The sequence below is a fragment of the Desulforhopalus glucosivorans genome (genome assembly GCF_054397165.1).
The window spans coordinates 1,560,963-1,574,919 of record NZ_AP044854.1 but is presented as its reverse complement, the minus strand read 5'-3'; the positions used below and the strand labels follow the sequence as shown (position 1 = coordinate 1,574,919).

Here is a 13,957-nt window from a genome sequence, read left to right as displayed (position 1 = left end):
TTACATGGACTTCCTCAAGTTTAAGATCCTGTTGTTAAAATTTGGTGAAGTATAATTTTTAGGTACAGGAAGAAGCTATATTGGAAGCTACTTCATATTTTTACCATTTGAAACGGCAAGTTTAAAGGGTGTCACAGGAGGTAAAGAGAACTTACATTCCCTCAATTACCAATTCACTGTGATTTCATCACTGCAGATTGCTGTGTCGCTTCCACAAACTTGATAAGTTTCAGGTTTACGGATTTTTAATGGGCCATGGGTATAGGTGTCTCTGTTGGTTATCGAGTCAACCACAGTGCCATTGTTGTAAATCACCACATTGTCCGCATCTATTCCAGACCAGGTTAATTCAGCATAGCCTTTCCCCTTCCATTTGTATGTATTGACATGGAGGCTGACTCCCTGTACTTGAACCTCAGTCTCAGAGCTGGCGGGGTTTCTACCTGTCGCAAGTTCGTCACCGTCAGTAATTCCATCGTTATCCGCATCCGGGTCTAGAAGGTTGATAGCACCGTCTTGATCGATATCAAGATTCCAGGCACTGCCAAAAGATGTCCACATATTTACTTCAGAACCGTCATCAATGCCGTCCTGATCTGAGTCGATTAACCCAGGATGTGTTCCATAAATTTTGTCTTCATCTTCGGTGCTCAGACCATCTCCGTCCGGGTCGTCTGTTGGAATATTGGAGGCAAAAGCAATATAGCCTCCTGCTTCTGCCACATGTTCGATTTCTAAATCAAGCGATTGCTCTTCGCTGATACATAGTTCCTGCCCTTGGATGCTGACATTGTTGCTTGTGAGGACTGCGGTATCAACTCCATTGGTTGTCTGCTGATTGACGAGAATAAACGGTTGTTCGACAAAGCGACTAGTGTAGGCAATAGTACTGATATCATGGGTGATACCCGGTTCTGTACGGGCAACTTCAAACTGCAATTCTCCGATAGCTCCAACGGAGGGTTCCCAGGCCAGATAGCAGACATTTTCTTCCAGATGTATAGAGGCATTTGCTTCCTGTTCCTGCAGCTTAAATTCAAAACCACCACTATCCACATTTTTAATCCGCAGGGTGACAGCATCTGATTCATTTACGGAGTTTATGGTGGTAACAACAACGGGGACGTCGTTCATGGCCTGGAGAAATGTAGCTGCCGAAAATGTTTCAACGGCTGAGGAAGGAAAACAGTCCGCTTCTACCATAGCTCCGTTTTCGAGTATAAATGATCCAGCCTCTACAATTAATACGGTTACAGTCTCCTGGGGGTGTACGTCATCATAACTGTCCCACTCCTGAAATCGTAACTCCAGACTACTTGCTGTTATATTTTTTACACGGATTACACCTGGCTCTTCATTATTGAAACTTGTAGTTTTTGCTATGACAACGGGATTGATGAATGAGTTGGTAAGTAGGATCTGTTGCCAGGAAGAGTTTGCCGCAATTTCAACAAGTTCATAGGTGAATTCATCGATTTTCTGAGTTACATTGATGGATACAGTAGCTGGAGAAGAGACTCCAATATTATCGGAAGCGATGTAGGTGAATGTATCTGTTCCCCACCAGTCGGCATCAGGGGTATACGTAAACGTCCCTGCCTTGGACAGGGAGACGCTTCCGTTGGCTGGTTTGCTGGAAAGAGCAAAGGATAATTGATCTCCATCTATGTCAATTGCGCTGAGTTGGCCACTGATAGTACTACCCTCAATCGTATCTACGTTTATGTTGCTGGCAGTCGGTTTATCGTTTACCGGCAGGACTGTTATGGAAACATTGGCCGAGTCAGAAGCAGTGGTGCTGTCACTTACCACGAATGTAAAGGAATCCGTACCATTCCAGTTTTCATCGGGGATATAGGTTGAGTATCCGTCTGTGTTGGTTGTTAGAGTACCGTGCGCAGGCGCTGACACTATTAAATAATTGAGTGAGTCGCCATCTGCATCACTTGCAGGAAGCTGGGCGCTTAAAGGAGTGTCTTCGTCAGTGGCAACAGAGACAGCCAGGGCATCTGGAGGATCATTTACGTTTAGAATGGTCACTGTGACAGAGGCTGGATTGGAGTCTCCACCAGAATTTCTTGCAGAAAAAGTAAACACATCCTCCCCGAAAAAGTCCACGTCTGGTGTGTAGGTATATCCACCAGTCGTATTATCAATAGTTACACTACCATATTGAGGTTCCCCGGTGAGCTGCAGGGTAAAATCTTCTCTGCTGTCAACTACAACAAAGCCACTTACGGGAGTATCCTCGGAGCCGCTTATGATGCTGTCTGTAGCAGCGGGAGGATCTACAGATGGAGATTGAGTAATCTCATCCGGAGTGCTGTTGTCTTCACTGGAGTCATCAGTTGTCGCCGCAGGAAAAACAGTAATGACGTCTGTGTAATCACTTTCATCACTACCGTTATAGGCCGTCAGTGCGAAGTGATAGGTCACATTGTCTTCGAGACCTTCAATGGTATAATTATCGGTCTTGCCAACGTTAATTGGTAACTGGTCTGCTGAAGGATCTTCACCGTAAAACGGAGGGCCAGCATCTCCACCTTTTTTATAATAAAGGTTATATCCTTCAACAGGGTCAGTATTTTCAGCCCAACTGAAGGAGTAGCTTTTTGCCAAACTGTTGCTGGCGCATCCACAGAATAGAATTGCAATAAATATGACAAAATTCCACATTCCATCAGTTTGAGATATCTTCATTTTACTATTTTTTTGTTAGTGACAAAAGAGACAGGTTATAAATTGGATTTAAAGCTACTGTATCCCTTGAGAGTGGGGTCTTCAATAAATAGTTACAATGCTGATTCAACGTACAATTTTGCAAATTCAAATTCAAGTTATTTATGGAATTCAGGTAGGTTAGATGGACGATCTAGACATGAAAGAGGTGTTGCAACCATACCAATATAATAGGTTATGAAGTTTTATCAGGTTGGATATCGAACTCAAGGGATGTTTTTTAGCAGCAACAGGCAGGCAGTGGCGGGGCTCTACGCAAACGGCTAATATTCAGTTGTAAATTGACATTGGTAGTGTAATGTAACCATACACCATCAATGTAACAGGATTGTTTCTGGTGTTTTAATTGAGGTCTAGCACAGATGTGAGAAAGAGAGACAGTCTAACCAGCAGGTAGTGCTGGTCAATGTAGTCAAACATTTCATAATGGGGGGGAACCATGTGGAAAAAGATCGCGTTGTCGACAGCAGTTCTCGCTATTGGTTGTGGTACATCCTGGGCTAAAACAGATATCGTTCCAGGAGGGCCATGGTTAACAGATACACAGAAGATGAGTTTATCCAGACTGAGTGATTATGATGAACTGGTCAAAAAGCTGAGGCAAATCGAAAAGACATCACAAGGCCTGATTGAATTGGAGGTTATTGGGCAAACAAATTACGGCAAGGATATTTATATGGCAAAAGCCGGATTTGCCAATAACACTCCGGTCATGATTATGACTCAGCAGCATGGGAATGAACCAATGACAACTGAGGCTGCATTGCAGCTACTACAGTCGCTGGGTACAGGCAGTAAGCAGGCAATGGAGATACTTGATCATCTCTATGTGCTGTTTATTGTGAGGGTTAATCCTGAAGGGTCAGAATTATTTACTAGAGGAAATACTGATTGGGATGCACCACCGCGAGACTCACGGAGCTGTTTTGATGAAGAGGGTTATGTTGACCCAATGCTTATCAATCAGGGTAGAGGGGTTTACTCTACAACCTATGTCGATGAATACGGTCAACTCTTTTCCAATTATGACATAAACAGGTACCACTGGTCGGACTGGTCACAGAGTGATCAAATATTATGCAATCCGAACTTGCCAGGCAGACACTTTGACCCAGATTTAAGCCCTGTTCCGGAAGCAACTGCTGTTATTGATGCATTTAACTCCTATTTGCCAATCTGGATCGCAGATTTTCACCATCAAGCAACCTACGTTACTGATGATGGAGAGAATATAACAAGCTCTATTCTATGGCCGAAAAATGAAAATGTAGAAGAAGGGTACGTAGACCTGTCTAAACAACTTTGCTATACGATCTATGATCATATGGAACAGTTCGGATTTTCCACTGTTACTCTGTATCCAGGTGGAACGTTTCCCGGAATTGCCAGAAACGCCTATGGACTTGCAGGTACAGGAAGTATCCTTGTGGAACTTAAGGGTGGAATTGGTCAAAAACAGAGCGGTATGATCATTAAGCATGCCTACGAACAGATGAAAGCAATTCTGGAAGCAACTGCTGATTATTCATTGTTTGAAATTGATCCTGATTTGGCCGAAACCATTCCTGACAGGGGCAGCTATTACTATAAAGATCTGCCAAAACAAGGGGATGATGGAGAATAGATTTAGTTGATCTGGATCTAATAATCAGAGATAAATCTTCGCAGTTTCAATACTTTTAGAAGAAATCTAAATTATAGACTGTCTTTTTAAAAGGCTGTTTCTGGTGAGGCAGCCTTATTTAGTGTTTCCTTCCGGAAGAGGAATCAAACCATAGGACAAAGATGTCACTTAACCCTACCTTCTTCGCTGGAATTGTTCAGCAATGAAACAACAGCAGAAAGGAAAATGGTCATTTTTTTTTTAGATATACTATGTCTAAAAAAGGTTTTATCATTTGAATGATTACCTTCATTGATAGCCGAAAGGTAGCCTAAACCCTTCTGTAGAGCTGACAGTCCCGCAGTTCATAACAACAATCAGCGATTCTCTGTATTTGATCCTGGTAATGTGAGACCAGAAGGATGGTGGTGGAACCTCGAAGTTCTGTAAGCAGCCTCTCTATCCGTTGACAACCTTGTTGGTCAAGTGAAGAGGTCGGTTCATCGAGTAAAAGGATCTCCGGGTTAAGCATTAGACTACGGGCAATGCACAACCGTTGCTGCTGTCCACCTGAAAGCTGAGTGGCGTCAGATTGCAGTCGATATTCCACCTCGTCAAAGAGATGGACTTTTCGCAGCATTTCCTCACTCATTGAAGAGACTTGGTTTTTATCCCGAATGTTCATGAGTCGCAGCGGAAAGGCAAGATTTTTAGCGATACTCATGGGTAGAGGATTCGGGTTTTGGAAAACCATACCCACCTTACGACGTAGCTTGTCGAGGGGGTAATCATCCTGATAGATATCCACCATTTTTCCACCAAGAGACAATTCTACACGTCCTTCCAGTCGACCGACACCTGTTTCTTCCCATAGCCGATTAAAAATGGTTAGCAGTGTTGATTTACCAGTACCAGATGGACCAGTAATGGCAATAATCTTCCCTGCCGGCAGGTTCAGATCAATCTCTTTCAGGATAGTCATTCCGTAGTAATGAAAACTAATTTTTTCTGTAATTATTGCGGTTTTACCCTGTGACATAGCTGTATATTGTCTCTTTTTGTTTATCTCTTCTTTATCGTCTCAGGCGCTTTGAAACCGCCTGTTCCAGTAGAATGGCGATCAAAAAGAGTAATCCGCAGAGTGCGAATAGGAGAATAGCCGCACCGAAACCGCTCTGGAGTTCCGCCGCATCACTATACTGGGACGAGATATAATAAATATAAAATGGTAATGCTTCATACTGTTCCAAAACAGAGCGAACCATTCCTGCAGAGGCTACTGCGCCAGTGAGCATGATAACTGCTGTATCCTCTGCGGCTCGCCCTATTCCTAAGATTAGGCCACCAACAAGATCGTTCACCCTGGCGGGTAAAAGTACAAAGACAATGTTCTGCAATTTGTTGGCACCAAGTGCAGGACCCGTGAGACGCAGTTCAAGCGGGATTGAGCGGAGACTTGCCTCGGTGGTACGTACCAGGTAAGGAATAATGAGAAAGGCCAATGCCATTGCCGAAAGAAGCAGACATGGGCCAAGGCGACCTGGAAAATATCGGTGGAGAAGAATGGTCAGTGCAAAGCCTGCAAGACCAATAACAATAGAAGGTAATCCGGCGATTATATCAAAGAGTAGACCAAGTAGACGTCGCTCACTAGGAGAACTGTATTCCGCGAGATAGATACCACCACAAATACCAGGAATAATCGCCAGGATAAGGGCCAGAATGACCAACAGGCCGGTACCAGTTAAAGCGGGAAAGAGACCATCAAAGACCTGACGGTGACCGAGCAAGGCATCAAGTATCGGTACCTTCCCGAAAATCAGTTCCAGGCCAAGTACACTGCCACCACGTATCAGCAGGTAAACAATAACAGTCGCTAAAATAAGCAGCGGGAGTAGACCAAAGACCCAACAGAACAGAACAAGACATCGCTCAGTGGCTCTAGTCATGGCTCAAACTCCTGGAATCCTCAACCTGTATGACACGACTGGCACCGAAGCGCCCGAGTAGACGAATGGAGAGGATTAGACAAATAGTAAATAGGGAAAGGATTAGGCCGCAGGCAAAAATCGTGGTGAACTCCATGGAAGAAAAATCGGCGGCAATTACCAGAGCGATGTGGCCCGTAAGGGTGCGGCCCGATTCAGCAACGGATTCAGGCATCGCCACACTATTGCCAGCCAACATCAGGCTGATCAACGTGTCACCCATGGCACGTCCAAGGCCTAGCACAATACCAATGAGAAACGTTGGATAGGCCTGCGGAATTAATAAATAGACCAGCTTCTGCATAGGCCTGCCGCCAAGACTGTCAACTGCAGAGCAGTATGACCGGGGCACGCTTTGCAAACCGTTTACAAAGAAGATAATCATCGTCGGTGCAATGAGTACTGCTAGGACTAATGAGGCGGTGAGGATGGAAAAACCGGAACCTTGAATAAAGTACTCACGCATCAGAGGAACTAACAGAAAAACGGCCACGAAACCGTATACCACGGTAGGTATTCCAGCCATGAAACGAATAGCTATAAGGAGCAGTCGACGTAAAGGGCGAGGAGCCAAAGACTCCGTAAGACAGGCAGCGCTTATGCTCATCGGAAGGCTGAACAATAGGGCCAGTAAAGTGATTCGTAAGCTGCCCATAACCATAGGCAGGATACCGTAATGCTGCCCAAGCGGATCCCAGTCTTGAGAGAAAAGTGCAGCGAAGCGGTCATTCTCTACCAATGGCCAGCCGAGGAAGGCCATCATAAATAAAATGGCGATGAGCAGCAAACCGCTTCCCATCGCCATGGCCCGACAAAAATGTTCAAAACTCTTAATGGTGTTTATCACAAAAGGTCAAATTCCAGAAAACGTAAAATTATTTTACTGCAACAAAGCCTTTGGCTTTCACTAACTCCTGGCCTGTGGGGCTGAAGAGAAAGTCAATAAATAGTTTTGCCAGCCCCTGCGCATCACCCTTTGTATTCGAGTAGAGTCCGCGAGCAACAGTAAAAGAACCGTTCTTGACATTATCGAGGGTGGGAGCAATACCATCGAGGGTCACCGGAGCAACGGAGTTATCAATATGACCCACGGATACAAAACCTATGGAGTATGGATCGCCGGAGATGGCGGTCTTCATAGCACCGTTTGAAGCTACAACGTTGGCTTTAGAAGAAACCTCAGCTTTTTTTAGACCCTTTTTCCAGAAAACTGATCGAGTACCACTGGCAGCATCACGGTCATAAAGATTAATTACACGATCTTCTCCGCCAAGTTCTTTCCAATTCGCGATCTTACCGGTAAAAATATCTTGAAGCTGTTCTGTTGTTAGTTCTGTAACAGGGTTTTTGGGGTTGACCACCGGCCCAACACCATCAATAGCCCATTTGTACATAACCAGTCCATAACTGCTAATTTCCTTGTCTGACGCCTTTCGACCTGCGTTTCCGATGTCGATGAGGCCTTCGCCAACCTGTTTAATTCCAACACCAGAACCTCCACCGGCGATAGTTATGCGGACGTCGGGATGAGCTTCACCTATCATTTTTGCGACCTCTTTCATAACTGGAATGTGGGCAGTACCACCTGCAATTTTAAGTGTGCCGCTTTGCCCTTTGAAGGAGTCAAGATCTCCAGCATAGGTGGAGGTTGCACAAGCAACCAGAAAGAGAGCTGCCAGCATCAATCGTGATAGTTTAGTCATTTTTATTTCCTCAATGAAATCGTTAATGTCAGTAATATTAACCAACCTGCAACAACACCTACTAAGCAATAGGCACCTAGCCCGAATTTCTCATTAATTAGAACAAAAAAGGCCACAAAAGTGGTATATTTAACGTTATCTCAAGACGTTAGATAATCCAACAAAGGTGGCCTTATGGAAACAGAGTGTACAAAAAGTTACCGTTCATTTCAAGTCCTGGGAAAAAGAAGGATTGTTGCTGATTTCAGTGGTGGAACCATAACTTCCGATGGAGGGGCGCTGTTACTTCGAGAAGTTGAGCAACGAACAGCAATTCTCCAACGTTTTTCAGAATGTTTTACGGACTATCGAGATTCCAAACGTATTGAACATAGCGTACTATCTCTGGTTTCCCAGCGGGTTATTGGCATGGCTTTGGGATATGAGGATCTTAATGACCATGACCGTCTGGCCAGTGATAAAATGCTTGCTGTAGCAGTAGGTAAAAAAGATCCCCAAGGCCTGGACCGTAAATCCATAAAAGACAAGGGCAAGCCCCTGGCAGGAAAAAGTACCTTGAACAGGTTGGAATTGACAGCAACCGATGCAGATTCGAAGAGTGCCTACAAAAAAATTGTCCTGCAACCAGAATCTGTAGACAATCTTCTAGTTGATATCTTTCTCGAATCACAAACAAAAATCCCTGAAGAAATAATCCTTGATGTTGATGCTACTGATAATCCCTTACATGGCAATCAGGAAGGTAAATTTTTCCACGGTTACTATAAAGCGTATTGTTACTTACCGTTGTACATTTTCTGTGGAGAACATCTGTTGTGTGCACGGCTCCGGACTGCCAATAATGATGGCGCAGCTGGTACAGTTGAGGAGGTGGATCGCATAATCGCGCGTATTCGCTTATCTTGGCCGGACACTCGAATAATTATTCGTGGTGACAGTGGTTTTTGTCGTGAAGAGATCATGGTCTGGTGCGAAGATCATGATGTTCACTTTCTTGTTGGAGTTGCTAAAAACAACCGCCTTGCTGAGGAAATTGCAGAAGAACTGGCGCTAGCCAAAGCGTTGTATCAATGCAGTGGAAAAGCGTCACGCGTGTTTAAGGATTTTTGTTACAAAACTTTAAAAACTTGGCGATGGCATCGTCGAGTTGTAGGAAAGGCTGAACATTTGGCCAAAGGATCAAATCCACGATTTGTCGTTACCTCGTTACCAGCTGAACTCTATGGTGCTCGTGATTTGTATGAAATGATGTATTGTGCCCGGGGTGATATGGAGAATCGCATAAAGGAGCAGCAGCTGATGCTCTTTGCAGCAAGAACCAGTACCAAGAAAATGCACAGTAATCAAGTTCGACTCTATTTCTCCTCTCTGGCCTACGTTCTTACTCAAGCCCTGCGTCGTCTTGGCCTTGAAGGTACTGTGATGGCAAAAGCTCAATGTGACACCATAAGAATTAGATTATTCAAAATTGGAGCAAGGGTGAGACTGACAGTAAGAAAGGTTTGGATAGCATTTGCCGAAGGATATCCCTATAAGGAGATCTTCGATCAGGTTTTGAAAAATATCGGCAGAATACCCATCAGGCATTAACTGTGAATTCTGAATGAGCAGTGCAATCGACAGTTGAGGTGCGTTCTCTGGAGAAAATAACTCAAGGATTTTCGCTAGAAATGGCCTCAAAATAACCGGCGTTGGTTGATTGCTAGTGCTGAGATTTGAAAGGTCGCACTAATTCATCTTTTTATAGTAAATGAGCCACCGCCTCCGCGAAATTTTACACCTTATGAGAAATCCGGGCTAGTCAATATAATTGATAAACAAGGTATTTGGGGTTGGTAACATGGAAGGGTTGAAGAGTCCAATAGGTTATTCCAATACGACTCGCACAAGCAATAGTGTTTTCCTATAAATTTATTGCAGGATAAACCAGAAATACTGTGAGAAAGAGAGGTGGATAAAGTGTCACCATTTTACCACGAGAAATTAATTAATAGTACATCATGTATTCTACCAGTTTCATAGAATTTACTCAGAAATGGAGCAATTGCAAGGTTAAGGGTATCCAAAGATAGTTTCCGGCTCTCAATACTCGAAAAGTTGCTCCATTTGCAGCTGTTTTCAGAAAAGATAGTATTTTAAATTTCTTCATTGAGGTGTGTTAGGCAACAGTGCGAATATCACGGCACAATCAAAATAGTTCTGGTCAAACTTTATTGTGCTCCGACAACATGCGCATTGTGAAACCTTATTCAACTACAGCAATCAACTCTTTAGCAAGCTGACGAATTCACTCAAAAAAACATCCATCTGCTCCCTGGTCCCGACAGAGACCCGCAGGTGGTTTTTAAGCTGTGGAGTATTAAAATAACGAAGTAAAATTCCTTTTTGCTCCATCGCATCCCGCAACTCTTTTGCACTGGCACTCTTTATTCTCATCAGGATGAAGTTGGAACTCGATGGATACACTTCAAGTTCATCAAGTTTTTGAAGTTCTTGAGTTACGAAGTCACGCGTGGTAATCATCGCATCAACCTGGTCTGCAAATATTTCCTTTTGCTCCATACAAACTTTTAAGGCAACTTCAGCTGCCATATTTACGCTGTATGGTGGCTTGATTTTCATGATTGCTTCCTGGAGTACTGAGGACATAATTCCGTACCCCACACGAAGCCCGGCTAGACCAAAACATTTTGAAAATGTACGAAGCACAATAAGGTTATTGTGTTGAGCTATACGATCAGCAAAGGTGGACCTGGAAAATTCATAATAGGCCTCATCAACGACAACCAGCATATCTTTGTCGAGAAAGAAGTCCAAGACCTCCTCCTCAAGCATATTACCTGGCGGGTTATTTGGCGAACAGAGCAGAACTATCTTGATTTTATCCAGGTTAAGCCCTGACAGTCCGCCCTGGTTGATTGAGTAATCCGCATCCCGCTCTACATCCACCAATTCCCCGCCATTTAATTCTACTACGTGTTTGTAATAGGAAAAAGTGGGAGTAAAAGTCAGAACCTTATCACCGGGATTAAGCACCAACCTGCAGATCAAATCGATCAGTTCATCTGCACCCGCTCCAGCAACAATGTTCTCTGCAGTACAGCCTACATACTCACCAATAGAATGTCTGATAGCTTTTTGTGCAGGATCAGGATAAATGGACAGGTATTTTGCTCTTCCCAACGCATCAAGAACCTCAGGAGCTACACCATAGGGGTTCTCATTTGCATCCAGTTTAATAATTTCCGATTCTGGCATGCCTAGACGCAAGGCAATTTGATCCGGTGGCTCAATGGGACTATACGTTGCCATTTCCATGACCCCGTCTTTAAAAAGTGACTCTATTGTATTCATAGTGATATCCTGAAATTTTCGACTAATAATTCGTACATCTCGTACTCTACATTCCCTGCACCTTGAGAGATTTTCCAGACACTCGGCCCTCAGCTACTTACTGGAATTGTTATTTAATTACAATATCATAAACATCCAGAAGAGACAGAACTTCAGGGGAAGAAAAGACTGTTTTCTTAAGTTTATTGCCATCCGGGTGAATAGAATAATTTGATGCATAAGACAGATCTGTATACTCTAAATTGGTGTTTACAAAGCGTGTCCCTGCAAAATCCGAATATCTACAGTTGGAATATGACAAATTCGCTTCACTGAAATCAGCCTCTTTGATCGCGCATTTGTTCATCATTGTTCTTCTTAAATCAACACCAATAAAACTACAGTAATTAAGTGAACATTGCTTAAATTTCACATGTAAAGGAATACCAGCATCAGCCCACTGAATACCTGTTAATTTTGAATCTTCAAAGGCTACATCGTCAAAGACTGTATGCTTGATCGTAATTGAACTTAAATCACAATTCTGAAACGTACAATTTTCAAACCTACAATCAAAAAATATGGCTTTAGAAAACTTACAACTCACAAACATGCAGTCGCTAAACTCAATCCCCTTCAAGGCCTGTTCTTCATGCAACTTCATTGATGAAAAGCACTCATCCTCAAAGAATTTTATATTGAGAAAATCCATTTCTTTTTCCATTTATATCACGTTGTAGTGAGATACAACTCGTAGAACGTGAAAAATATTTTTACTAAGCCTGAAACTGCCGCTTTTCCTTAGCTTATACCAAGATGATGTTTTTACTACGAACACAATATATCTGCAATCTGGAACCTCCGAAGACACATACAAAAAAGACACGGTATATTGAAAAAATAATACACAGACACATGGGCCACTTGCAAAAGTGCCTTTGCGTCCAATCATTTCGTTTTGTTCAAAATTTTATCCTCGCAATATTAACTATATGCCTGTGGTAAAATGTATCACAGGCCTCAATCTTGAACGAAAAGCCTATTTTTGCAAAAGGCTCACATGGTACAAAAAAATGGCGTGAGCAGTTACAAGACCATATTGACTGTCATTGATGTGCGTGTTTCTCCCCCTAATCACACTACACAGCAGCCTCCTTCCCTTGTTTGTCGCGACATCTTTTGATATTCTTTAATAACGACTTTTTTTCATGTTCCTTGAAAATTCTTCAGTTCCATAATTGCCTTATTGTTCATTTGTGGTCTGGTTCAGTTACAACAGATAACTACAGTGGAAAATTATTATGGTGAAAAATGTTTTTGTTGCCGGGTTGGATGATTTTCATTTAGCCCAGCTAACATCGTTAAAGCAAGCTGAACACTATTGTTTTCATCCGCTAATGTCCTACGAAGAGATAAAGTGCGGTGATACATTTCCTGTTAAAAAGTTTCTTGAACATTCTCAGCAAACATTTGATTCTTTTACGGGTACTATTGATGCTATCGTCGGTTATTGGGATTTCCCTGTAAGTACTGTTCTGCCATTGGTCAGAAAAATAGCTGGACTCGATGGTCCTACTCTGGAATCCGTATTAAAATGTGAGCATAAGTTATGGAGCCGTCTCGTTCAGGCAGAAAGCGTACCGCACCACATTCCCACATTTACTGCAATCAATCCGTTTAGCAATAATGCAATTAAACAATGCCATATCCCCTACCCCTTCTGGTTAAAACCCGTTAAGTCGGTACTCTCCCATCTGGGATTTTTAATTACAGATCCTGAGTCGTTCAGAACTGCACTAGAAACAACACGCAAAAATATCGAACGCTACGCCTCTCCATTTAATCACATACTCAATTTCGCTGACCTCCCCCCAGAAATCAAAGAAATTGATGGCTATTACTGTATAGCTGAAAGCTTGATCTCAAAAGGACACCAATGCACACTTGAAGGTTATGTTTTTAATGGGGATGTGCATATCTATGGGGCTGTCGATTCAGTCCGTGGAGGGCGCCTGCAGACAAGTTTCACGCGATATCAATACCCTTCCGCCCTACCACCTCAGGTGTTAGATCGCATGGAGATCATTACCAGAAAGTTCCTATCCAGAACAGAGTATAACAACGCCCCTTTTAACATAGAATTCTACTGGAATGAGGATCTGGATCATATATCCCTACTAGAGGTCAACACACGTATATCAAAGTCACATGTTCCTCTTTTTAAGATGGTGGATGGTGAATACCACCACGCAGTAATGCTTGATCTTGCCTTAGGAAGGCGACCTGATTTTCCGAGTAGAATGGGCCAGTTTCAAGTCGCTGCTAAATTTATGCTACGACGCTATGAAGATGGGCTGGTTAAAAAAATTCCTGAAAAAAAAGATTTGCAGCGGGTTAAACATATATTCCCGGGAACAGAGGTGATTGTGAGTATAAAAGCCGGCATGCGCCTTTCAGATCTCCGCGATCAGGATAGTTACAGCTATGACATTGCTGATCTGTTCATGGGAGCTGCAAGCCATAAACAGCTGTTGGATAACTACAATGCTGCCTTGTCTATGTTGCCGTTTATAATCGAATAAAATGGGATC

At 43.1% G+C, this 13,957-nt stretch carries 10 protein-coding genes; 3 read left to right on the top strand and 7 right to left on the bottom strand.

The genetic code is table 11. The features are described from left to right. Window positions 1–165: 165 nt before the first annotated feature. The gene (locus tag ACX6CI_RS06725) at window positions 166–2,700 is read right to left on the bottom strand and encodes a fibronectin type III domain-containing protein (protein WP_458777396.1); all 2,535 of its coding nucleotides are present in this window, start codon (window positions 2,698–2,700) and stop codon (window positions 166–168) included. A 478-nt stretch (window positions 2,701–3,178) separates the two neighbouring features. On the opposite strand from ACX6CI_RS06725, the gene ACX6CI_RS06720 reads away from it, so the two are divergent. Beyond that, window positions 3,179–4,363 carry a M14 family zinc carboxypeptidase gene (locus ACX6CI_RS06720; protein WP_458777395.1) on the top strand — a complete coding sequence of 395 codons (1,185 nt, stop codon included), beginning with the start codon at window positions 3,179–3,181 and terminating at the stop codon, window positions 4,361–4,363. A 310-nt stretch (window positions 4,364–4,673) separates the two neighbouring features. On the opposite strand, the gene ACX6CI_RS06715 is transcribed toward ACX6CI_RS06720, so the two are convergent. The 4 genes from ACX6CI_RS06715 to ACX6CI_RS06700 all read right to left on the bottom strand — a co-directional run bounded on the left by ACX6CI_RS06715 (window position 4,674) and on the right by ACX6CI_RS06700 (window position 8,033). After that, a complete protein-coding gene (locus ACX6CI_RS06715; RefSeq protein WP_458777394.1) occupies window positions 4,674–5,381 on the bottom strand; it encodes a phosphate ABC transporter ATP-binding protein in 708 nt (235 codons plus the stop codon). Between the two features lie 34 nt (window positions 5,382–5,415). Then, window positions 5,416–6,291 carry a PstA family ABC transporter permease gene (locus ACX6CI_RS06710; protein WP_458777393.1) on the bottom strand — a complete coding sequence of 292 codons (876 nt, stop codon included), beginning with the start codon at window positions 6,289–6,291 and terminating at the stop codon, window positions 5,416–5,418. Further along, window positions 6,284–6,937 carry a PstC family ABC transporter permease gene (locus tag ACX6CI_RS06705; RefSeq protein ID WP_458777392.1) on the bottom strand — a complete coding sequence of 218 codons (654 nt, stop codon included), beginning with the start codon at window positions 6,935–6,937 and terminating at the stop codon, window positions 6,284–6,286. Before ACX6CI_RS06705 ends, ACX6CI_RS06710 begins: the two co-directional genes overlap by 8 nt. A gap of 268 nt (window positions 6,938–7,205) precedes the next feature. Continuing rightward, on the bottom strand, window positions 7,206–8,033 hold the full coding sequence (locus ACX6CI_RS06700) for a phosphate ABC transporter substrate-binding protein (protein WP_458777391.1): 828 nt from the start codon (window positions 8,031–8,033) through the stop codon (window positions 7,206–7,208). 174 nt (window positions 8,034–8,207) lie between these two features. Between ACX6CI_RS06700 and ACX6CI_RS06695 the strand changes: the two genes are divergently transcribed. Next, window positions 8,208–9,623, top strand: coding sequence for an IS1380 family transposase (locus ACX6CI_RS06695; RefSeq protein WP_458775562.1), 1,416 nt, complete (start codon window positions 8,208–8,210; stop codon window positions 9,621–9,623). Window positions 9,624–10,295: 672 nt separating this feature from the next. Here the strand turns inward: ACX6CI_RS06695 and hisC are convergent. Next, window positions 10,296–11,387, bottom strand: coding sequence for a histidinol-phosphate transaminase (hisC, locus tag ACX6CI_RS06690; protein WP_458777390.1), 1,092 nt, complete (start codon window positions 11,385–11,387; stop codon window positions 10,296–10,298). 109 nt (window positions 11,388–11,496) lie between these two features. Beyond that, on the bottom strand, window positions 11,497–12,090 hold the full coding sequence (locus ACX6CI_RS06685) for a pentapeptide repeat-containing protein (protein ID WP_458777389.1): 594 nt from the start codon (window positions 12,088–12,090) through the stop codon (window positions 11,497–11,499). A 577-nt stretch (window positions 12,091–12,667) separates the two neighbouring features. Between ACX6CI_RS06685 and ACX6CI_RS06680 the strand changes: the two genes are divergently transcribed. Then, window positions 12,668–13,948, top strand: coding sequence for an ATP-grasp domain-containing protein (locus ACX6CI_RS06680; RefSeq protein WP_458777388.1), 1,281 nt, complete (start codon window positions 12,668–12,670; stop codon window positions 13,946–13,948). Window positions 13,949–13,957 lie beyond the last annotated feature (9 nt).